Annotated in this window: 21 protein-coding genes and 1 tRNA gene; 13 read left to right on the forward strand and 9 right to left on the reverse strand. The window is 71.4% G+C overall.

The features are described 5' to 3' along the window. Positions 1 to 90 precede the first annotated feature (90 nt). Positions 91 to 1,575: an AI-2E family transporter gene (locus AX669_RS05425; protein WP_006943440.1), complete on the reverse strand. Its 1,485-nt coding sequence runs from the start codon at positions 1,573 to 1,575 to the stop codon at positions 91 to 93. A gap of 150 nt (positions 1,576 to 1,725) precedes the next feature. Continuing rightward, entirely contained in the window at positions 1,726 to 3,339 is a 1,614-nt protein-coding gene (locus tag AX669_RS05430) for a DEAD/DEAH box helicase (RefSeq protein WP_006943420.1), read from the reverse strand. Positions 3,340 to 3,567: 228 nt separating this feature from the next. On the opposite strand from AX669_RS05430, the gene AX669_RS05435 reads away from it, so the two are divergent. After that, positions 3,568 to 4,275, forward strand: coding sequence for a ferritin-like fold-containing protein (locus AX669_RS05435; protein WP_062257092.1), 708 nt, complete (start codon positions 3,568 to 3,570; stop codon positions 4,273 to 4,275). A 97-nt stretch (positions 4,276 to 4,372) separates the two neighbouring features. Here the strand turns inward: AX669_RS05435 and AX669_RS05440 are convergent, their stop codons facing one another. The 3 genes from AX669_RS05440 to AX669_RS05450 all read right to left on the reverse strand — a co-directional run bounded on the left by AX669_RS05440 (position 4,373) and on the right by AX669_RS05450 (position 5,820). Continuing rightward, positions 4,373 to 4,639 (reverse strand): GlsB/YeaQ/YmgE family stress response membrane protein, encoded by a 267-nt coding sequence (locus AX669_RS05440; RefSeq protein ID WP_006943429.1) that lies wholly within the window; start codon positions 4,637 to 4,639, stop codon positions 4,373 to 4,375. 184 nt (positions 4,640 to 4,823) lie between these two features. After that, entirely contained in the window at positions 4,824 to 5,045 is a 222-nt protein-coding gene (locus AX669_RS05445; protein ID WP_006943432.1) for a DUF3107 domain-containing protein, read from the reverse strand. Positions 5,046 to 5,184: 139 nt separating this feature from the next. Beyond that, on the reverse strand, positions 5,185 to 5,820 hold the full coding sequence (locus AX669_RS05450) for a TetR/AcrR family transcriptional regulator (protein WP_038567284.1): 636 nt from the start codon (positions 5,818 to 5,820) through the stop codon (positions 5,185 to 5,187). 91 nt (positions 5,821 to 5,911) lie between these two features. Here AX669_RS05450 and AX669_RS05455 point away from each other — a divergent pair, with 91 nt between their 5' ends. The 4 genes from AX669_RS05455 to AX669_RS05470 all read left to right on the forward strand — a co-directional run bounded on the left by AX669_RS05455 (position 5,912) and on the right by AX669_RS05470 (position 14,475). Further along, positions 5,912 to 7,219, forward strand: coding sequence for a HesA/MoeB/ThiF family protein (locus AX669_RS05455; RefSeq protein ID WP_160126185.1), 1,308 nt, complete (start codon positions 5,912 to 5,914; stop codon positions 7,217 to 7,219). Positions 7,220 to 7,226: 7 nt separating this feature from the next. After that, complete coding sequence (locus AX669_RS05460) at positions 7,227 to 7,529, forward strand: MGMT family protein (protein WP_074040398.1); 303 nt, start codon at positions 7,227 to 7,229, stop codon at positions 7,527 to 7,529. Positions 7,530 to 7,594: 65 nt separating this feature from the next. After that, the gene (locus AX669_RS05465) at positions 7,595 to 10,948 is read left to right on the forward strand and encodes an ATP-dependent DNA helicase (protein ID WP_062257097.1); all 3,354 of its coding nucleotides are present in this window, start codon (positions 7,595 to 7,597) and stop codon (positions 10,946 to 10,948) included. Next, the gene (locus tag AX669_RS05470) at positions 10,945 to 14,475 is read left to right on the forward strand and encodes an ATP-dependent DNA helicase (RefSeq protein WP_082740612.1); all 3,531 of its coding nucleotides are present in this window, start codon (positions 10,945 to 10,947) and stop codon (positions 14,473 to 14,475) included. Before AX669_RS05465 ends, AX669_RS05470 begins: the two co-directional genes overlap by 4 nt. A gap of 62 nt (positions 14,476 to 14,537) precedes the next feature. Here AX669_RS05470 and AX669_RS05475 read toward each other — a convergent pair whose 3' ends face one another. Then, positions 14,538 to 15,746: a phosphotransferase gene (locus AX669_RS05475; protein WP_231729439.1), complete on the reverse strand. Its 1,209-nt coding sequence runs from the start codon at positions 15,744 to 15,746 to the stop codon at positions 14,538 to 14,540. A 44-nt stretch (positions 15,747 to 15,790) separates the two neighbouring features. On the opposite strand from AX669_RS05475, the gene nudC reads away from it, so the two are divergent. The 4 genes from nudC to AX669_RS05495 all read left to right on the forward strand — a co-directional run bounded on the left by nudC (position 15,791) and on the right by AX669_RS05495 (position 19,863). Continuing rightward, positions 15,791 to 16,780: an NAD(+) diphosphatase gene (gene nudC / locus AX669_RS05480; RefSeq protein WP_006943437.1), complete on the forward strand. Its 990-nt coding sequence runs from the start codon at positions 15,791 to 15,793 to the stop codon at positions 16,778 to 16,780. 76 nt (positions 16,781 to 16,856) lie between these two features. Then, on the forward strand, positions 16,857 to 18,983 hold the full coding sequence (locus AX669_RS05485; RefSeq protein WP_062257099.1) for an ATP-dependent DNA helicase UvrD2: 2,127 nt from the start codon (positions 16,857 to 16,859) through the stop codon (positions 18,981 to 18,983). A gap of 158 nt (positions 18,984 to 19,141) precedes the next feature. Continuing rightward, complete coding sequence (locus tag AX669_RS05490; protein ID WP_062257101.1) at positions 19,142 to 19,399, forward strand: hypothetical protein; 258 nt, start codon at positions 19,142 to 19,144, stop codon at positions 19,397 to 19,399. A 182-nt stretch (positions 19,400 to 19,581) separates the two neighbouring features. Continuing rightward, entirely contained in the window at positions 19,582 to 19,863 is a 282-nt protein-coding gene (locus AX669_RS05495) for a WhiB family transcriptional regulator (protein WP_006943409.1), read from the forward strand. 73 nt (positions 19,864 to 19,936) lie between these two features. On the opposite strand, the gene AX669_RS05500 is transcribed toward AX669_RS05495, so the two are convergent. Continuing rightward, on the reverse strand, positions 19,937 to 20,626 hold the full coding sequence (locus tag AX669_RS05500) for a hypothetical protein (protein ID WP_050786405.1): 690 nt from the start codon (positions 20,624 to 20,626) through the stop codon (positions 19,937 to 19,939). A 256-nt stretch (positions 20,627 to 20,882) separates the two neighbouring features. On the opposite strand from AX669_RS05500, the gene AX669_RS05505 reads away from it, so the two are divergent. Then, a complete protein-coding gene (locus tag AX669_RS05505; RefSeq protein ID WP_082740613.1) occupies positions 20,883 to 21,500 on the forward strand; it encodes a M48 family metallopeptidase in 618 nt (205 codons plus the stop codon). A 28-nt stretch (positions 21,501 to 21,528) separates the two neighbouring features. On the opposite strand, the gene AX669_RS05510 is transcribed toward AX669_RS05505, so the two are convergent. Both AX669_RS05510 and AX669_RS05515 read right to left on the reverse strand, forming a co-directional pair. Continuing rightward, a complete protein-coding gene (locus AX669_RS05510) occupies positions 21,529 to 22,098 on the reverse strand; it encodes an NUDIX hydrolase (protein WP_040014202.1) in 570 nt (189 codons plus the stop codon). A 77-nt stretch (positions 22,099 to 22,175) separates the two neighbouring features. Then, complete coding sequence (locus AX669_RS05515) at positions 22,176 to 23,903, reverse strand: zinc-dependent metalloprotease (RefSeq protein WP_040014192.1); 1,728 nt, start codon at positions 23,901 to 23,903, stop codon at positions 22,176 to 22,178. A gap of 169 nt (positions 23,904 to 24,072) precedes the next feature. Here AX669_RS05515 and AX669_RS05520 point away from each other — a divergent pair, with 169 nt between their 5' ends. The 3 genes from AX669_RS05520 (at position 24,073) to AX669_RS05530 (ending at position 26,019) form a co-directional block, all read left to right on the forward strand. Then, a complete protein-coding gene (locus AX669_RS05520) occupies positions 24,073 to 25,170 on the forward strand; it encodes a PDZ domain-containing protein (RefSeq protein ID WP_062257103.1) in 1,098 nt (365 codons plus the stop codon). Between the two features lie 20 nt (positions 25,171 to 25,190). Continuing rightward, the gene (locus AX669_RS05525) at positions 25,191 to 25,715 is read left to right on the forward strand and encodes a PPA1309 family protein (RefSeq protein WP_062257105.1); all 525 of its coding nucleotides are present in this window, start codon (positions 25,191 to 25,193) and stop codon (positions 25,713 to 25,715) included. Between the two features lie 227 nt (positions 25,716 to 25,942). Beyond that, positions 25,943 to 26,019, forward strand: a tRNA-Met gene (locus tag AX669_RS05530). The last annotated feature ends 14 nt before the right edge of the window (positions 26,020 to 26,033 follow it).

The following is a 26,033-nucleotide window of genomic DNA, read 5'->3' on the forward strand; positions in this document are numbered from 1 at the left end:
GCCCTGCTCACCCCGGCGCCGGACGCGTCGTCGACGGATGCCTGATCGAGGTGGCCCCGGCTCGAACCCGGGCACCCGATCATCTTCCCCTCAGCGTTTGAGGCGCGAACGCAACGCACTCACGACGGCTCCCAGGCCATGCGTGGGCTGCTTCGTGGTCGAGGCGGCGAGAGCGTCGCCGTCGCCGTCCGCGACGGCCTCGCGCGAAGCCTTCTCCTCGTCGGTCTCGCGTGCGCCCCATTCGCCGAGGCGGCGGAGGCGCTCGGTGCGCAGCGCCGCGATGCGCCCTCGATCGGTGCGGTACTCGAGGTCGGCGACGGTGACGGTGCCGGAGCGCAGGTCCACCTGTTCACCGATGTAGCGGAACAGCACCGCCAGCGTCGCGACGACGGGGACGGCGAGGAAACCGCCGATGACGCCATGGTCCTCGGAGCCGGCCGCGATGCCGAGCAGCACGAGGACAGGGTGCAACGACATCGAGCGGCTCTGCAGCAGCGGCTGCAGGATGTGCCCCTCGAGCTGCTGCACGAGGATGATGATGACGAGGACGATGATCGCTGTCGTCACCCCCTTCGTCACCAGCGCGACGAGGACGGCGAGTGCGCCGGCGACCGTCGCACCGACGATCGGGATGAACCCGCCGAAGAACGTGATGACGCACAGCGGCAGGGCCAGCGGCACACCGCATGCGATGAGACCGATGCCGATGCAGACCGAGTCGATGGCCGAGACGATCGCCTGGGTGCGGATGAACCCGGACAGGGTCTGCCACGCGCGGGTGAACACCTCGGTGACGTGAGCGCCGGTGCGCTCACCCGTGACGAGCCGCACCCACGGTAGGAAGCGGTCCCCGTCCTTGATGAAGAAGAACGCGAGGATGAGGCTGAGGACGAGGGTGACGAGGATGCTGCCGACCGTCGTCACGCCGCTGAAGACGCCCGAGGCGATGGCATCGCCCGACGTCTTGAGCTTCTCGTTGATCACGTTGACTGCGTTGTCGATCTGGGTCGCCGGGATCTTCAACGGCGGGCCCTGCAACCAGCGTTGGATCTGGGAGACGCCCTCCATCGACTTGCGTGCCAGCTCGGGCGCCTCGGCTGCGACGGTCGGGACGATCGCGGCGATGATGCCACCGACGACGAGCAATCCGCCGAGCACGCTCGAGAGCGCCGCCAGGGCGGGGCGCACGCCGCGGCGACGCAACCAGGCGGCAGGCGGCCACAGGACGGTCGTGATGAAGAGACCGAGGATCAGCGGCAGGATGATGACCCAGAACGGTGTGAGCGCTCGCCACACGAGATAGAACGTGACGATGATGATGCTGATCCGCAACGACCAGCGCGCGAACGAGGCGAAACCGTCCGAGATGATGCGCGAGCGGTCCTCGGACGCCCGTGACTCGGGCTCGTGCGGGTCCTGCTTCTCGACGCGGGCATCGCGGTTGCGTGCGTCGAGCGTCAGCTCGTCGCGCTCTTCGGGCGGGGTGGACGGAGGCGAGGCGGAATCGGCCGGTAGCGGCGTCGAGTCATCGGCCGCGGGCGGCGTCAGGGCCGGGTCCGGAGGTGAGGCAGGCATGGGTGCCCTTTCGGATCAACGCTCATTTGTCGTGAAGCGTACTGAGAGTGATGACACAGGCGCGAATGCGGCGCGAGGCGCCCGGTGCTCGCCCGCGTCACGTCTGAACGAGTGCGGACGGCGCCGGGCGCCTCGCGCCGGGAGGGTGCGTCAGTCGGCGGCAGACGTCTCACCCGCGCCACCGCGGGTGCGACGGCGACGTCGGCGCGGCTGCGACGAACCGCCGGAGCCCTCGGTGCTCGCGGCGTCACGGCGCGGGCGACGCTCGCTCGAGCCACCCGAGGCCTGACGTTCGCCGCCGCGACCACCGGAGCGCCCGCCTCGTCCCCCCGATCGGCCGCGCTCGTCGTCACGGCGCGGACGACGCTCGCCGCGCTGATGCGAGTCGCCTCGCCCCGTCTCTCCAAGATCTTCGACGCGCTCGGCGTCGAGGCCTTGGCGGGTGCGCGCCGACTTGGGCAGGCTGCCGGTCGCGTTCGCGGGGATCTCGAGATCCTCGAACAGGTGCTCGGAGCTGGAGTACGTCTCCTCGGGTTCGGGGATGCCGAGGTCGAGGGCCTTGTTGATGAGCGCCCAGCGGTGCAGGTCGTCCCAGTCGACGAGGGTGACGGCGATGCCCGTCTTGCCCGCGCGGCCGGTGCGGCCGATGCGGTGGACGTACGTCTTCTCGTCCTCCGGGCACTGGTAGTTGATGACGTGCGTGACGTCCTCGACGTCGATGCCGCGCGCGGCGACGTCGGTCGCGACGAGGACGTCGACCTTGCCCGAACGGAACGCACGCAGCGCCTGCTCTCGGGCGCCCTGGCCGAGGTCGCCGTGCAGCGGAGCGGCCGCGAAGCCGCGCGAGATGAGCTCGTCGGAGACCTTGGCGGCCGTGCGCTTGGTGCGGCTGAAGATGATCGTCAGGCCGCGGTCCTTCGCCTGCAGGATGCGGGCGAGCATCTCGACCTTGTCCATCGCGTGCGCGCGGTAGACGAACTGCTCGATGTTGGAGGCCGTCTCGGCCTCGCTCGCGTCGTCCTGCATGGCGCGGATGTGCGTCGGCTGCGTCATGTAACGACGCGCGAGGGTGACGACGGCGCCCGGCATCGTCGCGGAGAACAGCATCGTCTGACGCCCACCCGGCGTCATTGCGAGGATCTTCTCGACGTCGGGCAGAAAGCCCAGGTCGAGCATCTCGTCGGCCTCGTCGAGCACGAGGCAGCCGACGTACGCCAGGTCGAGGTGACCACGCGTCGCGAGGTCGATGATGCGACCCGGCGTGCCGACGATGACCTCGACACCTTTCTCGAGGCGCTCGACCTGCGGCTCGAACGCGCGACCGCCGTAGATCTGCGCGATGCGGATGCCGCGCTTCTTCGCGGCGGCCTCGAGGTCGGAGGCGACCTGGACGGCGAGCTCGCGCGTCGGGACGACGACCATCGCCTGCGGCTTGCCCTCGGGCGCGGGGACGGCGGCCTTCGACGTCTCACCCGGCGCGGTGACGCGGCTGAGCAGCGGCACTCCGAAGCCCAGGGTCTTGCCGGTGCCGGTGCGCGCCTGGCCGATGATGTCGTGCCCCGAGAGCGCGACGGGCAGCGTCATCGCCTGGATGGGGAAGGGATGGACGATCCCCTTCTCTTCGAGGGCGGCGACGATGTCGGGGTGGATGCCGAAGTCGGCGAATGTCTGCTCGGCGATGGGCTCAGGGGCCGCTTCGGCCTCGATGGAGGTGATGCCGGCGGAGTCGAGCTCGGCAGCCGTGGGCTGGTTGTCGTTGATCACGATCGTGCTTCCTGTGTCGCCCCGGGGCCTCGGAGGCCGCGCCGGGGATGATGAGAGCCGATCGGAGGTCTGCGCGCCGCGCGGCCTCGCGTGCGGAGGTGGGCGGCGGGAGTGGGCGTCTGTCGTATGACGCCCGCACGTGCCGGGAGGGGCCGATCGGTCACCCGTGGTCATCTCGAGTCTACCCACGCGCGCCACACCTGTTCGACGCCACGCTACGATCGCTGCATGAGCGAGCCTGTGACGCCTGATCCGAGCCCTTCACGCACGATCGAGGACGAGACGTACCGGGCGGGGGTGATCGACCTGCTGAGCGTCATCGCCTACGGCGAGCTCTCCGGCGCCTTCGCGACGGTGGCGGACGCCGCTCGCGCCCCGCGCCTCGACCACAAGCTGGCGCTCGCGCGCATGGCGCGCGGCGACTTCGACCACTACGAGCAGCTCGCCGGCCGTCTGCGCGCCCTCGGCGTCGAGCCCGAGGACTCGATGCAGCCGTTCACGGCCGCCATCGATGAATGGCACCGTCGTACGCCGCCCGCCGACTGGTACGAGGGCCTCATGAAGGCCTACGCCGGCGCCGCGATCGCGACGGATTTCTACTCGGAGATCGCGCGCTACGTCGACCCCGAGACGCGTTCGCTCGTCGAGCGTGCCGTCGACAGCGATGAGCAGGACGCGTTCATCATGAGCGTGCTCAGCGACGCCATCGCGGCCGACCCGCGAGTGGGTTCGCGTCTCGCACTGTGGGGGCGCCGCCTCGTCGGTGAGGCCCTCAGTCAGGCTCAGCGCGTCGCCGCGACCCACGACGGGCTGACGGCCCTGCTCGTCGACGACGGCTCCGGCGTCGGCGCGGACCTCGCCGAGCTGACGCGCATGTTCGAGCGACTGACGTCGAATCACACGCGCCGCATGGAGGCCTTGGGGCTCACGGCGTGAGCGCCTGACCTCTGACCTGATCGCGGAAACGAAGAAGCCCGGCCCCACGAGGGGCCGGGCTTCTTCACCTGCGCAGCGGAGCTGCGCGAGCGACGGATCAGACGCGGTTCTTGCGACCCACCAGCGTGAGGTAGATGGTGATGAGAACCATCGCGCAGATGATGCCCACAATGAAGGGGATGATCTCGAAGCCGCCGTTGGAGTTCTTGTAGCCGAACTGGGTGGTCAGCCAGGAGCCGAGGGCGGAGCCGACGATGCCGAGGATGATCGTCATGATGATCCCCATGTTCTGGTCGCCCTTGAGGAACAGGCGGGCGAGGGCGCCGATGATGAGGCCGCCGATGATCGAGCTGATGATGCCCATGGTGAGTCTCCTATGAGTTCGGCTGGGCTCCGGTATGTCCCAACGTTTGTCTCCACCTAAGCCAATCGGCGGTCGCATTTCAACCATCGAGACCGGCGAGGTGCTAGATGCGTTATTCCTTCGTTACGCGACGGCGGGCGTTCACCCCTTTGGGGTGAACGCCCGTGACCGCTTCGGGTGAACGTCAGCCGCCGAAGCCGACGCGGCCCTTCTGCTCCGCCGCGATGTCGACGTAGCCGATGGCGGAAGCCGGCACGGTGACGCTGTGGCCGCGCTCGTCACTCAGCGTGAGCGGGGTGCCGCTGTCGAGAGCCGCGCGCACGTGCTCGCGCACCGCGTCGGCGTTCTCGTGCGAGTCGATGACGACCTCGCGGGCGACGTTCTGGACGCCGATTCGAACCTCCATGGTTCTCCTCCTTCTCGTCGCGTGCGGAACGCGATCAGTGGTGGACGTGTGGGTGAGATCAGCGTGCCCCATCGGCGACGCCGGAATCATCCCAGGGGTGAGAGGCCGCGCGACTCACCCGTCGTATGGGTGCAACGCCTCAGCGCTCGATTTCATCCCCGCCGGTCTTCGGGAACCCGCCGAGGCCGCGCCAGCCCAGCAGACCGACGATGCGCGCGGCCTCCGCGCGGGGGATCGGCGAACCCGTCGTGATCCAGTAGCGCGCGACGACCTGCGACATGCCGACGAGGGCGACGGCGACGAGCGTCGCCTGCTCCGTCGGAAGCTCCGTGTCCTCCTGCACGACCTTGGCGACCTCGGCCGCGGTCTCCGTCAGCATGCGTTCGACCTTCTCGCTGACGGCGGGCTCGTTCGTCAGATCCGATTCGAAGACGAGGCGGAAACCCGCGTCCTCGCGCTCGACGAAGGCGAAGAACGCGCCGATCGCCGCGGCGACGCGCTGGCTGTTGTCGGACGTCGACTCGATGGCCTCGCGCACGAGGAGCGGCACCTCACGCGTGTGCTGCTCGAGCAGCGCCAGGTACAGGTCGAGCTTGCCGGGAAAGTGCTGGTAGAGCACCGGCTTGCTGACGTGGGCGCGCTCCGCGATCTCGTCCATCGCCGCACTGTGGTAGCCGGATTCGACGAAGACGGACTGCGCCGCCTCCATGAGTTGGGCTCGCCGCGCCGATCGGGGGAGGCGTCCGCGTTTGGTCGAATCGTCCACGTGGGTCATGGATGAGGCTCCTTGCTCGTCGGTCATAAGCTGGGTGCGACTTTATCGCCCATGGGCCATCTCGGTGGCCCGGTCACGGAATGAGGTGCCTGTGCGAGACGCCCGGCCCGACGATCCCGGCGCCCGACGATACGCGCGCCACCACTCGCTGGCCGGCTTCGGGGTGACCGGGCAGCGACGGTTGGCAGCGGCGCGGGTGCTCGTCGTGGGCGCCGGCGGGCTCGGCTCACCCGTCATCTCCTCGCTCGCCGGCTGCGGCGTCGGGCACCTCGTCGTCATGGATCCGGACGTCGTGGAGATCTCCAACCTGCCGCGTCAGCTCATCCACACCGAAGCCGCGATCGGCACGGCGAAGGTGACGTCGGTGCAGCGCGCCGTCGCGGCGCAGAACAGTGGTGTCGAGGTGAGTGCGCTGCCCGAGCGCCTCAGCGTGACGCGGGCGCTCGAACTCGTCGCCGAGGTCGACGTCGTCGTCGACTGCACCGACAGCATCGAGGCTCGCTACGTGCTCAACGACGCCTGCGTGCTGCTCGGCGTACCGCTCGTGTGGGCGTCGATCGCGCAGTATGCAGGGCAGTTCGGCGTCGTCGAGCCCGCAGTCGGGCCGTGCTATCGGTGCGTCTTCCCCGATCCGCAGGCCGTCGCCGGGCTCGCGACGTGCGAGGAGGCGGGGGTGCTCGGCGTGCTGCCGGGCGTGCTCGGCGCGATGCAGGCCGTCGAGGTGATCAAGTTGTGCTCCGGCATCGGCGCTCCGGCGCGCGATGCGATCCGGTTGTACGACGCCCTCGGCGCGACGATGGCGACGCTGCCCGTCGCGCGCGACCCCGAGTGTGGCGTCTGTGGGCTCGAAGCGGGGTACTTCGAGGGGGTTGCCGGCCTCGAGGGGGTGGATGCGCCTCCAGGGTTCGCTGATTTCGGTGGATCTGGTGGTTTTGGTGGTCTCGGTGCGGCGGGTGGCCCTGGGGCCGACGGGCGCGCGGCGGCGTCAGGCGCGGTGGCCGAGATCGGGCCGCAGGAGTGGCCGGACGCGGGGTTCGTCCTCGTCGACGTGCGCAACCCCGATGAGGTCGAGGCGGCGCCGTTGCCGCCATGGATGACGGTGGGCGCCGACGAGACGTTCGTCGAACCGTGGGCCGGCGGCTGGAACGAGGCGACGCGAGCGTCCGTGCACGCGCGGGTGGGGGAGCGCGACGTCGTGCTCGTCTGTGCGCGCGGTGCGCGTTCGCGTGCGGCCGCGGGGGTGCTGGGTGCGAGTGCGATGGAGCATGCTGCTGCGTCGGGCCGGGAGGCGGACTCTGGTCAGGATGCGACGCCGGGCGATGATGCGGCGGCTGACGGATCGTCGAGGCGCTCGGGTCGCATCCTGAGTGTGCGTGGGGGCCTGGCGGCGGCGTCATGAGGCCGGCATGACGGGCGGGGCACGCGACGAACTGAGCGAATCGGTCGCCGAGGTCGTCACCGACGTGCCGCCGGGGCGCGTGACGACGTACGGTGCCATCGCCGCGGTCGTCGGCACGGGCGCACGCCAGGTGGGGCGCATCCTCGCGGACGGTCGGCCGGGGTGGCCGTGGTGGCGGGTGACGAACGCGCGGGGGCTGTTGCCGGAGGCGCTGAGGGCGCAGGCGTTCGAGCAGTACGAGGCGGAGGGGACGCCGACGCGAGGTGAGGGAGTCGACCTGCGTCGGGCTGGTTGGGTGCCTCCGTTCTGACGGGTGGGTGACGAAAAATTCCGCGGAATCCCGGCGTTGTCGGCGCGCTGTGCTGGGATGACATCATGACGAATCACGAGGGTTTGACGGCGCAGACGCCGGCCGGCGCGCCCGTCCAGGGCGAGGCCGCCCTGCCGATCGCTGCGCTGCCGCCGAGCGTGGTCGAGGGCGTCGTGGCGAGCGTCGATCCGACGCGTCTCACCCCGGCGCTGCGTGGCGCGACGCAGACCGAAGCGGCGGCGCCGCTCGATCTCGATCCTGCGCAACAGGCCGTGCTCGAGGCCGACGATCGGGTGCTCCACGTCGTCGGCGCGCCCGGCACGGGCAAGACGACGCTCGCCGTCGAACTCGTCGCGCAGGCCGTGGAGGGTGGTGCGCGTCCCGATGAGTGCGTCCTGCTCTCACCGACGCGCGTGGCAGCCGGGGCGTTGCGCGCCCGCGTCACGACCCGCGTGGGCGGCACCTCGAGCGAGCCGATCGCGCGCACCCCGCAGGCGCTCGCGTTCGGCATCCTGCGCATGCGCGCCGCGATGGACGACCTGCCGGCGCCGCGCCTGCTCGCCGGTCCGGAGCAGGACGTCGTGCTCAAGGAACTGCTCGAAGGCCACCGCCTCGGCCTCGGCGCGGCGCCTGCCTGGCCCGAGGATCTGGCGGAGGCGCTGACGACGCGCGGGTTCCGCAACGAACTGCGCGACCTCATCATGCGCGCGGTGGAGTGGGACGTCAGCAGCGACCACCTGCGCCGGCTCGGCGCCGAGCACGGGCGCGACGAGTGGATCGCGGCCGCGGACGTCCTCGACGAGTACGACGACGTCACCGCCCTGTCACGTCCGGGAGCGTTCGACCCGGCCTGGATCCTCGGTGCGGCGGCGCAGGCGTTGCGCGAGAACGAGACGCTGCGCGAGCGGGTGCGCGCCCAGCTGAGACTCGTCGTCATCGACGACGCGCAGGAACTCACGCGCGCGTCCGTCGGTTTCCTCACCGAACTCGTCGGCCCGGGTCAGCGGCTCGTCCTGCTCGGCAACCCCGACGTCACGGTGCAGGCCTTCCGCGGCGCCGACCCGCGCTACCTCGAGCAGGTCGCGGCACAGCACGGCGCGAGTCGACGGTTCGTGCTCGGCTACGGCCACCGTCAGCCCCGAAGGCTCGCGGAGGTGGTCGAACGCGTCACCGCGCGCATCGGCAGCGTCGACGGCATCGCGCACCGCAGCGTCGTCACGCGCCCCGGTGGGGGCGTCGACGTCGCGCTGCTGCGCAGCGGCGCGCAGGAAGCCGCCCACATCGCGGGGGTGCTGCGTCGAGCACACCTCAAGGACGGGGTGGCGTGGAAGGACATGGCCGTCATCGTGCGAGCCGCTGCCGGAACGTCGGCGCTGCGGCGCGCCCTCAACGCGGCCAAGGTGCCCGTGGCCGTCCCTCCGGCGTCCTTGGCCCTGCGCGACGAACCCGCCGTGCGGCCGTTCCTGCACGCCCTCGAGATCGTGACGAGCCGGACGCGTGGCTCGGAACAGGCCCCGGTCGACGGCGACGCCGATGCCTCGCGGGCGGGCGTCAGTGCCGACCTCGCCCTCGACCTGCTCACCTCGCCGCTCGGCGGAGCCGACCCGGTCGTGCTGCGACGACTGCGACGTTCGCTGCGCCGTGAGGAACTGGCCGCCGGCGGCAACCGCGTCTCCGACGAGCTGCTCGGCGCCTGCCTGCTCGAACCGGCGCTGCTCGTCTCCCTCGGCCCCGAAGCGGCGCCTGCGCGCCGGGTGTCACGTGTTCTCGCGGCAGGGGCGGCCGCGCTGAAGGCCGCTCCGCCCCACGACGACGCCGAGCACGTGCTGTGGCAGATGTGGCAGGCCAGCGGCCTCGCCGAGGCGTGGGAGGCGAACGCGTTGGCCGGGGGAATCTCCGGAACCCGCGCCGACCGTGACCTCGATGCGCTGCTCGCGCTCTTCGCAGCGGCTGCACAGTTCGTCGAGCGGCTGCCCGGCGCGGGCGTGGCTGACTTCCTCGACCACGTCCGCAGCCAGGACGTGCCGGGCGACCGCCTCGTCGCCGCAGCCCCCGACGAAGACGCCGTCGCGCTCGTCACCGCAGCCGGCTCGGCGGGCGGCGAGTGGCACACGGTCGTCGTCGCGGGCGTCCAGGAGGGCGTCTGGCCCGACCTGCGATTGCGCGGTTCGGTGCTCGGCTCGGAGGATCTCGTCGACATCCTCAGCGGTCGCGGGCGCTCGCTGCCCGCGCGGCAGGCCGCCGTCCGGCACGACGAGACGCGGCAGTTCGCGATGGCGATGAGCCGGGCGCGCGAGCACGTCGTCGTGACGGCCGTGCGTGACGAGGACGAGCAACCGAGCGTCTACCTCGACATCGTCGACCCGCTCGCGCCGGGCGCTGCGGCCGACGCGATGCGAGAGTTCACCCCCGTCGCCCGGCCGATGACCCTCGCCGGGCTCGTCGCCGAGGCCCGACGCATGCTCGCCGACCAGGACGAGGCCGTCCGTGACGAGGGCGCCCGCCGTCTGGCGCGCCTCGCCGAGCACGACGTGCCGGGCGCCGACCCCGAGCAGTGGTGGGCCCTCGTCAGCCGCAGCGACGACAGGCCGGTCCGCCCGCCGCAGGAGTGGGTGCGGGTCAGCCCGTCGAAGATCGAGGGATTCCACCGCTGCGGTCTCAACTGGCTCCTCACGACCAACGGTGGTTTCGGCCCGTCGGTCGGGGCGAGCACGATCGGCACGCTCGTGCACGAACTCGCCGAGGAGTTCGCCGACGAACCCGCTCTCATGGACGAGGCGCTCGAGAAGCGGTGGCCGCGTCTCGGCCTCGGCGACTCGTGGGTGTCGCGCGGCGAGAAGGCGCGCGCTCAGAGCATGGTGAAGAAGCTGCAGGGCTACCTCGGCGACGCGGCGGCCACGGGATGGGCCGGCGAGGCCGCCGAACGACGGTTCTCCGCGATCGTCGGGCGAGCCAAGATCTCCGGCTCGATCGACCGTCTCGAGCACCACCCCGAGCGCGGGCTGCGCGTCATCGACTACAAGACGGGCAGCTCGAAACCGAAGGACGAGGAAGTCGCAGCGCACCCGCAGCTCGCCGCCTACCAGGCCGCGCTCGAGGCAGACGCGTTCGGCCCGGGGCGTCCCAGCGCCGGGGCTGCTCTCGTGCAGCTCGGCCAGGCCGCCGGCACCGGCGCGAACAGCACCGCTCGCGTCCAGGCCCAGCCGCCCCTCGTCGCCGACGAGGACGCCGCGAGTGACGGCGAGCCCGGGGCGGTCGACGAACCGATCGTCGGCACCCGCGGGTGGGCGTTCGACCTCATGCAACGCACGGCTGACGGCATGGGCGCCGCCACCTTCGTCGCCGCCGCCAACCCGAACTGCACGATGTGCCCCGTCAAGAGCTCCTGCCCCATCCAGCCGGAAGGCCGAACGCTGTGACCGACGACCTCACCCCAGCAACCAGCGACCCGTCGGGGCCACAGGGCTCCGAGGCGAAGGATCGCCCCGCTCGTCTGAGCGCGGACGCCATCGCCGACGCGCTGGAGCGCTATCACCACACACCCGAGCAGGTCGCCGTCATCGAGGCGCCGCTGGAGCCGCTGCTCGTCGTGGCGGGAGCCGGCTCGGGCAAGACGGACACGATGGCCTCGCGCGTCGTGTGGCTCGTGGCGAACGGCTTGGTGCGCCCGCAGGAGATCCTCGGCCTCACCTTCACCCGCAAGGCCGCCGGTGAGCTCGCCGAACGCGTCAACCAGCGCCTGCGCATGCTCGAGGCGAGTGGCCTGTGGAGCCCGCCCGATGATCCGGACGGCACGCCGAGCCTCGGCGAGAGCCCCACGATCTCGACGTACAACGCGTACGCGGGGCGCATCGTCGGTGAGCACGGTCTGCGCCTCGGCATCGAGCCGGATGCGCGGATGCTGTCGGAGGCCGCCGCGTGGCAGTTCGCGCACGAGGTCGCGAGTGGGTGGGACGGCGACATGTCGCAGGTCACCGTCAAGCTGCCGAGCGTGACGGCGGCCGTCCTCGCGACCGCGGGTGAACTGAGCGAGCATCGGCGCAGCGTCGACGAGCTGCGCGCCTACTACGACTCCCTCCTCGGCTCGCTCGACGCGATCCCGTTCGCGCCGCGAAAGCGTTCCCTCGGGGACGCGGGCAAGGCGCTCACGGCGAAGGCGAAGGGCCACCAGCAGATCCTGCCGCTCATCGAGCGGTATCAATCGCTGAAGAAGGACAGGTCGGCGCTCGACTTCTCCGACCAGATCGCGTTCGCCGCCGAACTCGCCGACCACTTCCCGGCCATCGGTTCGATCGAACGGGCGCGCTATCGCATGGTGCTGCTCGACGAGTTCCAGGACACGAGCTCAGCGCAGATCGCCTTCCTCGCAGCCGTCTTCGCCGCCGGGGAGACGCAGCAGCGTCCGGGCGTCGTGGCGGTGGGGGATCCCCACCAGTCGATCTTCGGCTGGCGCGGCGCGAGCGCGACGACCCTGTCGGCATTCCGTCGCTCCTTCGCCCTACCGGGATCCGACCTCACGCCCGTCGCCTCGCTCGCGACGTCGTGGCGCAACGACGCCGCCGTCCTCGACGCGGCCAACGTCACCGCCGCGCCGCTGAACAGGGCCTCGCGCGTGCCCGTGGCGACGTTGCGCCCCCGCCCCGACGCAGGCCCCGGCGCCCTGGCCGCCGCCCGCTACCTGACGGAGGCGGACGAGGCACGCGCCGTCGCGCAGTGGGTGGCCGAACGACGCCGTCCGCTGCGTCCGGGCGAGGCACCCCGAACCGCTGCGGTGCTGTGCCGCAAGCGATCTCAGTTCGTGCCGATGCTGGATGCCCTCCACGACGCGGGCGTCCCCGCGGAGGCCGTCGGGCTCGGTGGCCTGCTGCAGACCCCCGAGATCGTCGATCTCGTCTCGATGCTGTGGGTGGTCGACGACCCGAGCCGCGGCGACCATCTCATGCGCCTGCTCACCTCCCCGGCGATGCGTCTCGGTGCGGCCGACATCGCAGCGCTCGGGTCGTGGGCCAAGGAGTTGCACCAGCGACACGAGGACGACGCCGCGGCAGCCACCGAGGAGCGCGCCGAGGGCGGCAGCGCCGAACCGGCGAGCAGCGAATCCGACGCGGGCGAGGGCGCGCCGTCTGAGCCTGAACCCGGGCCTGATGGGGAGGCGGCCAGGCGCGGTGCGCGGGCCGAGCGCGACCTCGCGCAGGACACGCGGGACGAGGTGAGCCTCGTCGAGGCGATCGGCGAACTGCCCGACGCGTCATGGCGTGGGCGCGACGGCGAGTACCTCTCCGACGTCGCCCGTGAGCGGCTGCGGGGGTTCCACACGTCGGTGCAACGCCTCCGGTTGCTCTCCGGGCTGCCGCTCGCCGACTTCGTCGGGGAGGCCGAACGCGTGCTCGGTCTCGACATCGAGGTGCTTGCCCGCCCGGGGTACGACCCGTCGAGCGCCCGGGCCCACCTCGACGCCTTCGCCGACATCGCGGGGACGTTCTCGGTCCAGGCCCAACGTCCGACGCTCGGGGGGTTCCTCGAGTGGCTCGACGCGGCCCGGCAGGAGGAACGCGGCCTGGAGATGCCCGCCATCGAGGTCAACCCGCATGCGGTTCAGGTGCTCACCGTGCACGCCGCGAAGGGGCTCGAGTGGGACGTCGTCGTCGTGCCCGGCCTCGTCGAAGGGGTCTTTCCGAGCCTCGGCGGTTCGACGCGGGCCGAGGGCGAGCAGTGGCAGTACAAGCCGCACAAGGCGCGCGGCTGGCTCAGTGGTCTTCAGTCGATCCCCTACGATCTGCGCGGTGACAGGGAGGGGCTGCCCGCCCTCGCCGTCACGGGTGCGGAGGATTCCGACGAGCTGGCCGACCGGTTCACCGAGTTCTGCGAGCAGGGCCTTAAGCACGCGGTGACGGAAGAACGCCGCCTTGCGTACGTGGCCTTCACCCGCGCGCGCAGCACCATGTTGCTCACCGCTCCGATCTGGTACGCGAGCGGCACGACCCCGCGCGAGACGTCTCGTTTCCTCACCGAACTGCTCGAGGAACCCGATCTCGGCGCGAGCATCGAGCGTCTGCACTGGGAGCAGATGCCTCCGACGCAGGTCGACGGCGAGCGCCCGAGCAACCCGCTCGACGCCGACGTCCTGACGGCGACGTGGCCGCTCGACGCGATGGCCGACCAACGCGCCCACCTCGTCCCTGCCGCGGACCAGGTGCGCGCGCTGCGCACCCGGCTGCAGAACGGGGAGGCCCTCGAGCCGGCCGGGCAACTGGCGCTCGGGTTGGAGGGGACGATCGAGGACAGGGAGCAGGAGATGGAGCTGCTCCTGGCCGAACGACAGCGCGAACGCACCCGGCTGCGCAGCGACGTCGTGCTGCCCTCGCACCTGTCCGCCTCCCAGCTCGTCGCACTCGCGAGCGACAAGGACCTGTTCGCGCGGCGCCTACGGCGCCCGATGCCGAGTGAACCGGCGGTGGCGGCGCGGCGCGGTACGGCGTTCCACGCCTGGGTGGAGCGGCACTACGGTGCTGCGGCCCTAGTCGACCTCGACGAACTGCCTGGCTTCGGTGACGAGGACGTGGCCGCCGACGAGATGCTGCCCGTGCTGCAGACCAACTTCCTGGCCAGCGAGTGGGCGGATCGGGTACCGGTCGACGTCGAGGTCGCCCTCGAGACCGTCGTCGCCGGGTACGCGGTGCGCGGCCGCATCGACGCCGTCTTCGCGCGTGACGGCGGCGGGTTCACGGTCGTCGACTGGAAGACCGGAGCCAAGCCGGCGGGGCCGACCCTGCGTCATCGCTCGCTGCAGCTCGCCGCCTACGCCCTCGGTTACGCGCGCCTGCGCGGCCTGGATCCCGAGGACGTCGACGCCGCGTTCTTCTACGCCGCCACGGGGGAGACGTATCGCCCCGGCGTTGCGTCGCAGCGCGACCTCGAGGAGCTTCTCGGGTCGGTCGGGGGCTGACGGCGGTGCTTGTCGCGCTCGGGTCGCGGAGGCGGGGCGTCCCGCGGGTGCGGCCCGAGCGGTCAGCGGGATCTCGCGTTCCCGCCGGACGATTCGTCGGCGACGGCGCCTGCCGAGTCGTCGCTCGAGGCCGCGGGCTCCTCGGACGAGCCGTGAGGCAGTCGGGTGCGCGCGGCGTCGCCATCGACGCGCGTGGCGCCCGCGTGCTCGGAGCGGTCCTCTCGCTCCGGGGCCAGGCGCACGGGGATCTCGACGGTGGCGTCCTCCTCGCCGACCTCGGCGTCGACGACCTCGATGTCGGCGGGGTCGAGCGGGGGGACGAGGTCGATCGGCGCCGTGCCCGCACGGCGCGCCGGCGGCAGGAGACTCGAGTCGCCCTCCACCTCGAAGGCGAGTTCCTCGAGCGCCGCGGCGTGACGCTCGACGCGCGCGTCGTCGCCCATCGTGCGGCTTGCGAGCAGCGCGTACGCGAGTTCCATCTCGCCCATGAGGCGGACGCGGCGCTCCAGGTTCGGGTCGGGCCTCTCGGCGCGTTCGGCGGCGTAGGCCTCGAACACGGTGTCGAACGCCTGCTGCGGCGCAGAGTTCCACAGCAGCGCGAAGTCGCGCGCGGGGTCGGCGACGCCGGCATGCTCCCAGCCGCTGATGGCGCTCACCTCACCCTCGTCGACATGGACGTCGGCGCCGCGCAGCGGCCCGTGCGTCACCGTCGTCGAGAAGCGCCACAACGCCGGCGTGTCAAGGGCCTCGCGCCAGCGGGCGATGAGGGCCGACGGCACCCGGGACGTCGCGGCGGCGCGATCGACGTCGGCGCGCAGACGCTGACGGTAGGTGTCGGCGTCGTAGGTGGCGAGGCCGGCCTCCTCGACGACGCGCGGGTCGACGCCGTGCAGGTGCGCGAGCGCCTGGCCGAGGGCACGCGCCGCGGCGGAGCGTCCGGCGAGGTGGCGCCAGTCGAGCGCCCTGCCGCGGGGGCGCGCGTAGACGGCGACGGCCGATCCCTCCTTCGGGCGGGCGGAGCCCTCGACGCGGGGCACGTCGAAGTCGACGCGTCGCGTGAGCAATTGCACGAGGGCGTCGGATGCGGCGAGTTCGGCGCCTGCGGCTCCAGTCAGCGCGGAGCGGACGAGCCAGACCCGGCCGTCGGCGCCCGTGATGTGGGCACTCTGGTAGAGGTCGCCGGCCGGCACGGGCAGGCCTTCGACCTTGATGGGGCGGATTCCGGGCACGGCGGCGTCGGCGAGGGCGGCGAGGAGCAGGGGCGAGCGCATCACCCCCACACCGTATGTCGGAGGTGGCGTCTAGCCTGGGAGGCATGCCCGACGCCACGCGACCTTTGCCCGATCTCGTCCTCGGCGACGCCGTCGTCGACCGTGATGCGCTGCGGCGCTCCGAACCGGATCTCATCGAGCGGCTGCTCGCCGTCGCGACGACGCGGGTCCTCGACGTGCGCGGCGCCTCGGTGCCGCAACGGCGCACCCAGCTGCTCTGGCGCGCACCACAGGCCGAGGATCGGCAGTGGTTCGACACCGGCGGTGTCGTCCTCTACCTCGGTCAGACGTCCCACGGCCCCGCGCTCGCCGTGCTTCGCCCGCAGGACGACGCACCGGTCCCTGCGCCGACGGGGGAGCGCCCTGGCAACGCGGCTACCGCCACGACTTCGGAGGATGACGGCGACGACGCGCCGTCGTGGCGCACCCTGCGCGACATCGGGCTCGAACTGTCGGGCGACGACCTCGCCTGCGTCACCGCGGCCGTCGCGTTGGCCCAGTGGCATGCGACGCACACGCACTGCCCGCGCTGCGGGGCGCCCACCATCGTCGTCGAGGCGGGCTGGGTGCGTCGCTGCGAAGCGGACGGTTCGCATCACTTCCCGCGCACCGACCCGGCCGTCATCATGGCGATCGTCGACGAGTCCGACCCCGACGACTCGCGCCTCCTGCTCGCCCGCGGCCCACGCTGGAAGGGCCCGCACCGTTCGGTGCTCGCGGGTTTCGTCGAGCCAGGGGAGTCGTTCGAGCAGGCCGTGGCGCGCGAGACGTTCGAGGAGTCCGGCGTCGAGGTCACCGACGTGCGCTATCTCGGCAGCCAGCCGTGGCCCTTTCCCGCCTCCCTCATGATCGGCTGCATCGCGCGTGCGGTGACGACACCGCTGCGCGCTCAGGAGGGCGAGATCGAGGAGATCGGGTGGTACTCGCGCGCCGACGTCCGTCAGGGCCTCGCCGACGGTTCCCTCGCGCTGCCGGGGCGCCTGTCGATCGCGCGCGCTCTCATCGAGCATTGGTACGGTGAGCCGCTCCCGTGACGGTGGCGCACGATCCGACCGACCAACCCGCCCACCCGCATCGCGACGAACGACCATTTCGAGGAGTACCTGAGCAGTGAACGAGCATGACGCCGATTCGGTGCTCGCGGGTCTGGACCCGCAGCAGCGGGAGGTCGCGGCGAACCCGCTCGGCCCGATGGTCGTCCTCGCCGGCGCGGGCACGGGCAAGACGCGCGCCATCACGCACCGCATCGCGTACGGCGTGCACTCGGGCGCTCTCGTCGGTCAGCGCACGCTGGCGGTGACGTTCACCGCGCGTGCTGCGGGCGAGATGCGCACGCGCCTTCGCGAGTTGGGCGTCCCGCAGGTCGTGGCACGCACCTTCCACGCCGCGGCGCTGAGCCAACTACGCTACTTCTGGCCGCAGGCGATCGGTGGGGGCGCGCCGGAGGTCGTCGGGACGAAGGGCAGCCTCGTCGGCGAGGCGGCGGGGCGGCTGCGTCTGCAGGTCGATCGCACCGGACTGCGCGACCTCGCCGGTGAGGTCGAGTGGGCCAAGGTCTCGATGCTCACCCCGGAGACCTACCCGGCCGCAGCACGGCGCGCCGGCCGTCAGCCCGCCGATCTCGACGTCACGGCGATGGCGCGACTGCTCGATGCCTACGAGGACGTCAAGTCCGCGCGCGGCGTCATCGACTTCGAAGACGTCCTGCTCCTGGCCGCCGGCATCCTCGCCGAGCGCGAGGACATCGCCCGTCAGGTGCGCGATCAGTACCGCCACTTCGTCGTCGACGAGTACCAGGACGTCAACACCGTCCAGCAGTACCTGCTGTCGCTGTGGGTCGGTGAGCGCAAGGATCTGTGCGTCGTCGGTGACCCGGCGCAGACGATCTACTCGTTCACCGGCGCCTCGCCGCGGCATCTGCGCACCTTCGCCCAGCGCTTCGAGGGTGCCGCGAAGGTCGAGCTCGTGCGCAACTACCGCTCCGACCCGCCCATCGTCCGCCTCGCCAACGACGTGATGAAGCGCGCCGATCAGGCGTTCGGCAGCGTGACGCTCCAGGCGCAGCGCGAGGGGGGCGTCACGCCGAAGCTCGTCACCTACCCCGACGATCCGGCGGAGGCGCGGGGCGTCGCGAAGGAGATCAAGCGGCTCCTCGCCGACGGCGTGAAGGCCAGCGGCATCGCCGTCCTGTATCGCACCAACGCGCAGTCCGAGGCCTTCGAGACGGCGCTCGCCGACGCCGGCGTTCCCTACCAGATACGCGGCGGTGAACGCTTCTTCCACCGCGACGAGGTGCGCAAGGCCGTCCTGCTCATGCGCGGCGCGGCCCGCAGCGACGACGGCTCGAAACCGTTGCCCGACGTCGTCGCCGACGTCCTGAGCGGCGCCGGCTGGTCGCAGCAGGCGCCCGCGGCGGGGGCGAGCCGTGAACGGTGGGAGTCGCTGCAGTCCCTCGCGGAACTGAGCAAGGACGTCGCCCGCACCGTCCCCGGCGCGCGGTTGCGCGACTTCGTCGCCGAGCTCGACCGACGTGCGTCCGAGCAGCACGCGCCGAAGGTCGAGGGCGTGACGCTCGCGTCGCTGCACGCGGCCAAGGGACTCGAGTGGGACGCGGTGTTCTTCGTCGGCGCGAGCGACGGGCTGCTGCCCATCATGATGGCGAGTGCGCCCGAGGCGATCGAGGAGGAGCGGCGTCTCATGTACGTCGGCATCACGCGTGCGCGCCGTTTCCTGCAGCTCAGCTACTCGCGCAGCCGCCACGAAGGTGGCCGGGCGTCGCGCAACCCGTCACGCTTCCTCGACGGGCTGGGCGACTCGCTCGACGGCGCCGTCGTCGCGGCGACGAAGACGAAGCGCGCCGCGCCCGCCCCCAAGCGCTCGACGGCGAAGTGCCGCACCTGCGGCAAGGATCTGTACTCCGCGCCCGAGCGCAAGATCGGCCGCTGCACCGAATGCCCTGCGACCTATGACGAGGCCCAGTTCGAGGCGCTGCGCGAATGGCGCGCCGCGGTCGCGAAGCGAGACAAGGTACCGGCGTTCGTCGTCTTCACCGACGCGACGCTCGTCGCCATCGCCGAGACGCTGCCGGCGAACCCCGCCGGCCTGCGCGCCATCGCGGGGGTCGGCAACACCAAGATCTCCAAGTACGGCGCGTCCGTCCTCGCCGTCCTGGGCGGCGCGAAACCGCTCGACGAGGTCGAGAAGCCGTCGCAGTTCGGCGACTTCGACCCGGCCTGAGAAGCCGCCGAAGAACTTTCTCGATAATTCGGTTGCTCCCTTCTCGCGGGCGCCGCTAGCCTGAGACCACTTCGCGCCGCGCCTTGGGTGCGCCGCGAACGATCCGCACGAACGAACCGAGTTCGCCCGACGCGAACCGCCGACCCAGGAGGTGCCTCATGGACATCATCACGACGATGACGACGTACGCCGCCTCCCTGCGTGCTTGCCTGCGCCCGAGCGCTCAGGCGTTCCTCCTCGATCTTTCGGGGGAGACGTCTGCCCAGACCGTCATCGGCTCCGGGCTGCGCGCCGCCGGCATCAATGGCTCTGAAGCCCGCCACATCTTCCGCGAGGTGGGCGTGCCGTTCCGCGCCGAGCGTCGCCCCCACACCCCTCGGTTCTTCCCGCTCTCCTGCACGGCGCAGGTGGTCTAGCCACCTGCGAACGTCAGCGAAAGCCGCGAGATCCGAACCCGGGTCCGCGGCTTCTTTCGTGTGACGAACCGATCCAGCATCGAGCGTCTTCGCGAACGAGGCTCAGGGCCCCCACCAGAAACTCCCCGACACCGGGGCCCACATCCTTTCCGGAGCAAGAGCGAGAGACCGACATGACTGCAATGTTCGAAGACCTGATATCCGACGCCCTGATACCCCTGGCGGGCGGTGACGTCGACACGCCGTGCGCCACCGCTGACCCCGAGCTGTGGTTCGCGCAGTCCCCGGCGGACGTCGAGTTCGCCAAGGCGCTCTGCGCCACCTGCCCCGCGGCGCAGCTGTGCCTCGCGGGCGCGAAGGAGCGTCAGGAGCCATGGGGCGTGTGGGGCGGTGAGCTGTTCGAACGCGGCGTCGTCGTGCCGCGCAAGCGCCCGCGTGGGCGTCCGCGCAAGAACGCCGCGTGAGCGCTACCGCCCGCCCCGAAGCGCGCGATGACCCGGGGTACCGATGCACCCGACACGCTGCCCGAGCTGCTGCTCAGGCAGCGTCTCGGCATGTCGGGGTGCACGACCACAGGCGGTGCTCGACGTGCGGCGCGGCCATGTCGAAGGTGAGACTGATCGAGCAGGCCGTGACGTTGCCCGCCGCGAACGCCCGGACGAACAACCCGGCCGCACCCGCGGCGAAGGCGAACAGGGCGGGGCTGAGGGCGGCGTCTGGGCGCCGCGTCCCGCTCGAATAGGCCGGGTTGACGCACCCGGCGCACGCGCCGCCTGCGCCAGCGACGGGGCCGACGGTGACGGTGCGAGCCGTGAACGCGAGCGGCAGGACGGCTGGCGCCGGGCCGGTCAGCGGGCCGGGCAGATCGGGGACGTCACCCAGTTCTTCGTAACGCCACGGCAGCGCCCCGATGAGCAGATCGGGCGCGGATGCACTCGCGCGGCCGTCCCACACCCCGGCCCCGTCGCACAGCGGGGCGACGACGTCGAGGACGGCTCGTTCGAGCGCCGCAGGACCGGTGACGAGGGTGCGCGTCGTGCGTCGCGGGCGGTGGGTGACGGCGGCGACGAGGTCGCGCCAGCCTGCGTCGTGGGCGGGGGCACCGGAACCGGGTTCGGGGTCGGTGAGGGCGTGCAGCGAGGTGTCGTCGAGGTCGTTCAGCACGAGGTGACGCAGGGCGCGGCGCTCGGCGACGTGGGGACGCGGCGTGATGACGGTGTCGGACACGAGAGGCTCCTGTGGGTGGGTGACGCGGATGGGACGGATACCGAGGACGGCGGGTGGGTGACAGGGCACGGTCGAGCGCCCACGCGAACGGTTGGCCGGCGCACCCGAGCAGGTGATCCAGCACGACGGGCGGTGCCCGTCATGTCTTCGAGCCTGCCCCGCGCGCGCAGATCGCCGCAGGGCTCGTCCACAGGCGTCACACCTGGGGATGACGCAGAATCCCGGGGTTGTCAGTCGCTGTCGATAGCCTCGGGGCATGCCGAGAACCACCGCCCCCGCACCCACGCGAATCACCGTCGACGGTCAGGACGTCGAGATCCGGCGTAGCGCGCGCCGCACGCGATCCGTGCAGGCACGCTTCGAGGACGGCGTCGTCGTCGTGCTCGCCCCGGCGACGCTCTCGGCGCGCGAGGAGACACGCATCGTCGAAGATCTCGTGCGCAAGATGCTGCGCAAGAGTCGCTCGCAGCGCAACGACGACACCCTGATGCGGCGAGCCGTGGCGCTCAGCCGACGCTTCGTGCCCGGCGCGCCCGAGCCTGCCTCGGTGCGGTGGGTGTCGAACATGACGACCAGGTGGGCGTCGTGCTCACCGGGGGATGCTTCGATCCGGCTCTCCGACGCGATGGTCGGCATGCCCGACTACGTCGTCGACGCGGTGCTCCTGCACGAGGTCACGCACCTGCTCGAGCGCGGGCACGGGCCGCGCTTCCAGGAGATCGTGCGCCGCTACCCGGAGCACGAACGCGCCCAGGCCTTCCTCGCCGGCGCCTCGTTCGGGGCAAGTCGTGCCGCGCCCGCGCCGTCGGCGTCACTCGATGACGACCTCGGCGAAGAGGAAGGAGACGTCGCCGACCCGACGAGGGAGCCGTGACGGCCGCGTCGATCGCGGCCGAGTGGGCTCAGAGCCCGGGGTTGGCGCGGACGCGCTCGCATGCGAGGGCGATGGCCTCGCGCAGCGCCGGTTCGGCATCCTCGGGCAGGGCGTCGACGTCGAACCAACGCACATCGTCGGATTCGTCGCTCACCGTGAGGGATTCGCCGCCTGCCACGGCGACGTACCGCACGTCGAGGTGTTCCGTGCACCATCCGAACGCCCCGTCGAGAGCATGGATGTCGACGGCGAGCAGCCCAGGCAGCAGCCGCAGGTCGGCGAGGCCGGATTCTTCGAGGCCCTCCCGCAGGGCCGCCGCCTCGAGCGTTGCGTCGCCGCACTCGAGGTGCCCGCCGAACTGGAACCACCGCTTCGCCTTCGCGTGCAGCGTCAGCGCCACGCGGCGGGCGTCGGCATCGACGACGACCAGCGACGTCGTGAAGTGGGCTCGGCTGTGATGACGCCACATTGCTGTCGCATCGAGTCGCAGGGTCTCGACCATGCGGGCGCGCATCTGCTCCTGCGGCGGGCTCGGGGCCGTCCAGGTGCTCAGGTCGGCGAGCGCCTGCGAGTGCAGCGCCGTGAACTGTTCGGGCATGGCGGGCTCGGCGCGCGACGACGGGGCCGAACGGGTCTCGACCCGCCCGGCCCCGTGGTCGGATGTCGTGGAGTGGTTCACGCGCCCGGCGTTCCACCCTGCGTCGGATCGTCCTGGCCGTCTCCGTCGCCGGCGCCGCCTTCGTCCTCCGACGTGCCACCCTTCGCGCTGCCCGCCGAGTCGACCTCACCGGGGGCCTCGTCCGCGCGGTCGTCCAGACCGTCATGACGCGGATCGCGCGGGTTCATGGCGGCCTGCTCACCGGACGCGGCACCGGCCGACGCGTCATCCGACGACGAACGGCCCGTCGATGAACCGCCGTAGCCTTCACCGCCGGCCGAACTCGACTCGCCCATCTCGGCGAGCCCCTGGGCCAGCAGCGCGTCGAGGGCGTCGTCCATCTCATCGCGGCCCGTCTCGGGAGTCTCCTCGCCGCTCGCGCGCGCGATGAACGTCGACGGGTCGTCGAGGTCAGTGGCGCTGGGAACGTGGTCGGGGTGCGACCACACGCCGTCGCGGGTGGCGGCGTCCGTCGCGTCGGTCAGCTGCGTCCACAGCGCTGCCGCTTCACGCAGGCGGCGCGGGCGCAGTTCGAGCCCGACGAGCGAGCTGAAGACCTTCTCGGCCGGGCCGGCGGAGGCGCGACGGCGACGCACGACCTCGGCGAGGGCCGCGGCGTTCGGCAGGTGCTGCGCGACCGCGGCGTCGGTGACGACGTCGACCCACCCCTCGACGAGAGCGAGCAGGTTCTCCAGGTGAGCGAGCGTGCGCTTCTGCGCATCCGACGGTTCGGGGGAGAACAGGTTGCCGGCGAGCGCTCCCTGCAGGGCCTCGGCGTCCTGCGGGTCGATGTCGCGCAGCTTCTCCTCGATGGCGTCGGTGTCGATGCGGATGTCACCGGCGTACGTCTGGACGGCGGCGATGAGGGCCGCGTCGAGCCACGGCACGCGCTCGTACAGGCGCACGCGGGCGGCCTCGCGCACCGCGAGGTAGAGGTGCACCTCGCCGGCGTCGAGCTCGAGGCCGTCGGCGAACGACGCGACGTTGTGCGGCAGGATCGTGACGGCGTTGGGGCGCAGCAGCGGCAGGCCGACCTCGGTGCCGGTGACGCTCTCCTTCGCGAGCGCGCCGATGGCCTGGCCGACCTGCACGCCGAACATCTGCGCACTCATCTGCTTGAGCATCGGCGTCATCTGAGCGCTGAGGCTGGAGATGTCGAAGCCTGGCGGCAACATGCCCTCGGGGATGCCGAGCTGCGACAGGTCGCTCGCGTCGAACGAGCCGAGCTGCTTCATCATCGCGTCTGCGACGGCGTTGCCGACGCCGCCCGCGACGGGTTCGACGACCTTGCGCCAGGTCGGCATCGTCGCCTCGACCCATTCGCTGCGCGACAGGGCACGGGCCGGGGCGCCGGGAGCGGCGAAGTCGGTGACCGCGTCGAGCCACAGGTTGGCGACGGCCGCGACCTGCGCGACGTCGCTCTTCGTCGAGGTGGGCACGCTCGGGTCACCCTCCGCGGAGACGACCTGGCGCGCGACGTTCGCCGCGAGCTGTTCGTTGAACGCCGAGCCCGAGTCGCCGCTCATCATCGCCTGCAGCTGCGCCTGCATCATCCCCATCTGCGCCGGGTCCATCGAACCCATGCCCATCTGGCGCAGCGCATCCATCATCTGCGGGTCGGGCGTGCCCCCACCCATGAGGCCGCGCAGCATCTCCTCGAGACCGTCGCCGCCGTTCGCGTCACCGCGCTCGTCGTCGTCCTTGCGGCCGCCGTAGGGGTTCATCGGGTTGTGGTCATCAGCCATGGTGCGCACCTTCCGAGAGGTTCGTGTCCGTCTGGAGCCGACACTACCGGCCGTCGTCGGCGCCGCGCGTGCGGCGGGCAGGCCTGAGCGGGCGCCCGCGCCGCTGTGGGCAGGTGAGAGGATGACGGCTGTTCGACTCCTTCGTGACGTACAACAGCGAGAGGCGCCCATGAGTTCCCGAACCGTCGACGCGGCCGAGCGCCGCCCGTCACGCTGGGCGTCGATGCGCACGCGGACCAAGGTGATGCTGGCGATCTTCGTCGTCGTGCTCCTCGCCGTGGTCGCAGGCTTCGGCATCAAGGTGCCCTACGTCATCCTGCGCCCCGGCCCGGCGCCGAACACCCTCGGCACCTTCGAGGGAAAGAAGGTGTTGACGCTGAGCGGCGCGAAGACCTACCCGACCTCGGGCGGCCTGCACTTCACGACGGTCTCGATGGTCGGCGGCCCCGGCAACCGCCCCAGCCTCATCGAGTACGGGCTCGCGAAACTCGACGATCACGCGCAGATCTACGAAGAGTCGCAGCTGTTCGCGCCGCAGACCACGCGGGAGCAGGTGCAGCAGCAGAACGAGGCGGAGATGACGGGGTCGCAGTCGTCGGCCGAGGTCGTCGCCGCGCGTCAGGCGGGCTACGACGTGCCCGAGATGATCGAGATCGCCGGCATCTCCGACTCGGCGAGCGAGGCGAAGAAGCTGCTGCGCGTCAAGGACGTCATCGTCTCCGTCAACGGGGTGAAGATTGCGGATTCGCTGTCGCTGCAGCGCGAGATGAAGAAGGTCACGCCGGGCCAGAAGGTGCAGCTCGGCATCACCCGCGACGGCAAGGCGATGACGTTCGCCGTGCCGACGACGAAGGTCGACGACCGCGCCGTCATGGGGCTGACGCTCAATCCGAAGGCAACGATGCCGTTCAAGGTGAACATCTCCGTCGGCGACGTCGGCGGCCCTAGCGCCGGCACGATGTTCGCCCTCGCGATCTACGACGAACTGACGCCCGGTGCGCTCACCGGTGGCAAGCAGATCGCGGGCACGGGCACGATGGACTCAGCCGGTGACGTCGGCGCGATCGGCGGCATCCGTGAGAAGGTCGTCGGCGCGCGCCAGGCCGGTGCGACGGCGTTCCTCGCCCCGGCCGACAACTGCGCCGAACTGAAGGGCCACGTGCCGAACGGGCTTGACGTCTACCGCGTCGCGACGATCAAGGACGCCATCTCGACGGTCGAGCACGTCGCCGACGGTTCGACGCAGGGGCTGCCGCGCTGCGGCTGAACGCCCCTACGATGGGTCGCATGAGTGCCGTCAAGCCCGTGCTGTCCCCTCTCACCCGCGCTGCTCTCGAGACCGAGGCGCACGTCGCGACAGACGGGTGGGGTCAACCGGCGCGCCTGTTCTCCCTCGCCCGCAACGGTGAGCTGCTGCGTCGTCAGCCGGCCCTCGCGGCGATGCTCGGCGACGTCGACCCCGACGAGTTCTCCGCGATCGAGCAGGAGGGAGTCATCCGCGGTGACGACCTCGAGAAGGCGCTAGGGCACACGGCTTGGCCGGCGGACGTCGACGGGGTGGCGCTCGCGGTCGAGCGCATCATCGTGCCGCCGCAGGCCGAGATCGAGACGTTCGGTCGCGGCGGGACGAATGCGCAGCGGCTGGCGACCCACGAGCAGCGTGAGGACGTGCGCCTGCTCGTCGCGGCGCTGCGCAACGGCGAGATCATCACCCTCGTGCGACGTCGTGCCGAGGACGATGACGACAAGGTGGCGATCGGCACGAACATCGCGCCGGGGCTCGTCGAGGCGCTCAAGGCGACGCTGACCTGATGACGTGGCCTGGCGGCGACCACCCGGCACGACCATCTCCACGGCTCCGTGACGACTCGCATCCTCTTGCGCTCAAGTGCACCCGGGTGCGCTTGCACGCAGGGGAAAACGTGGGCAGACGCTCGAGCAGGGCACAGCGCGGAGGCGTCTCGCGAGGGGTGACGAGGCTCACGCGGCATCCGATTTGCATTCTTTGTTCATCTGATCGTAGGGTTAAGGCATACCGACGCGGGGTGGAGCAGCTCGGTAGCTCGCCGGGCTCATAACCCGGAGGTCGCAGGTTCAAATCCTGTCCCCGCTACCACGTGGCCCGCCGCT

The sequence above is a fragment of the Dermacoccus sp. CCH2-D9 genome (assembly GCF_001556795.1).
Lineage (GTDB): Bacteria > Actinomycetota > Actinomycetes > Actinomycetales > Dermatophilaceae > Dermacoccus > Dermacoccus nishinomiyaensis.

Coding starts and splice junctions, on each gene's coding strand:
- AX669_RS05510 (WP_040014202.1), bottom strand. CDS start 22,098: ATGCCCGAACAGTTCACGGCGCTGCACTCGCAGGCGCTCGCCGACCTG.
- nudC (WP_006943437.1), top strand. CDS start 15,791: ATGCCCGACGCCACGCGACCTTTGCCCGATCTCGTCCTCGGCGACGCC.
- AX669_RS05425 (WP_006943440.1), bottom strand. CDS start 1,575: ATGCCTGCCTCACCTCCGGACCCGGCCCTGACGCCGCCCGCGGCCGAT.
- AX669_RS05495 (WP_006943409.1), top strand. CDS start 19,582: ATGTTCGAAGACCTGATATCCGACGCCCTGATACCCCTGGCGGGCGGT.
- AX669_RS05465 (WP_062257097.1), top strand. CDS start 7,595: ATGACGAATCACGAGGGTTTGACGGCGCAGACGCCGGCCGGCGCGCCC.
- AX669_RS05515 (WP_040014192.1), bottom strand. CDS start 23,903: ATGGCTGATGACCACAACCCGATGAACCCCTACGGCGGCCGCAAGGAC.
- AX669_RS05460 (WP_074040398.1), top strand. CDS start 7,227: ATGACGGGCGGGGCACGCGACGAACTGAGCGAATCGGTCGCCGAGGTC.
- AX669_RS05440 (WP_006943429.1), bottom strand. CDS start 4,639: ATGGGCATCATCAGCTCGATCATCGGCGGCCTCATCATCGGCGCCCTC.
- AX669_RS05525 (WP_062257105.1), top strand. CDS start 25,191: ATGAGTGCCGTCAAGCCCGTGCTGTCCCCTCTCACCCGCGCTGCTCTC.
- AX669_RS05490 (WP_062257101.1), top strand. CDS start 19,142: ATGGACATCATCACGACGATGACGACGTACGCCGCCTCCCTGCGTGCT.
- AX669_RS05450 (WP_038567284.1), bottom strand. CDS start 5,820: ATGACCCACGTGGACGATTCGACCAAACGCGGACGCCTCCCCCGATCG.
- AX669_RS05475 (WP_231729439.1), bottom strand. CDS start 15,746: ATGCGCTCGCCCCTGCTCCTCGCCGCCCTCGCCGACGCCGCCGTGCCC.
- AX669_RS05435 (WP_062257092.1), top strand. CDS start 3,568: ATGAGCGAGCCTGTGACGCCTGATCCGAGCCCTTCACGCACGATCGAG.
- AX669_RS05520 (WP_062257103.1), top strand. CDS start 24,073: ATGAGTTCCCGAACCGTCGACGCGGCCGAGCGCCGCCCGTCACGCTGG.
- AX669_RS05445 (WP_006943432.1), bottom strand. CDS start 5,045: ATGGAGGTTCGAATCGGCGTCCAGAACGTCGCCCGCGAGGTCGTCATC.
- AX669_RS05505 (WP_082740613.1), top strand. CDS start 20,883: ATGCCGAGAACCACCGCCCCCGCACCCACGCGAATCACCGTCGACGGT.